The 254-nt window shown below is 57.9% G+C and carries 1 protein-coding gene; it reads right to left on the bottom strand.

Going from position 1 to position 254, the window contains the following annotated elements; genetic code table 11:
- The coding region (locus SB816_RS33355; protein ID WP_410548422.1) for a prolipoprotein diacylglyceryl transferase family protein at positions 1 to 116 on the bottom strand (116 nt) is incomplete at its 3' end.
- Positions 117 to 254: the final 138 nt, after the last annotated feature.

Here is a 254-nt window from a genome sequence, read left to right as displayed (position 1 = left end):
AGGCGGCGGGCATAAAACCAGCCGAGCATGATGCCGGCGACATAGGCAATGCCATACCAATGGATCGCCAGAGGCCCGATGGAGAGGGCGACCGGGTCGATATTGGGAAATGGCATGATGGCTAGTTGGGTGGGAGCGGCTATCAATCCGTATATTCCGTCATCGTTGCTGGGCGGACAACAGAATGATCCATTGCCTCAAGGGGCCGGGCGATGATGCTCACCGGTCTCCCTGACGCCAAGGAAAATGGCGAT

It is taken from the genome of Achromobacter sp. SIMBA_011 (assembly GCF_046535435.1).
GTDB classification, from domain to species: domain Bacteria; phylum Pseudomonadota; class Gammaproteobacteria; order Burkholderiales; family Burkholderiaceae_B; genus Achromobacter; species Achromobacter dolens.
This window is presented reverse-complemented; position numbering and strand designations above follow the sequence as displayed.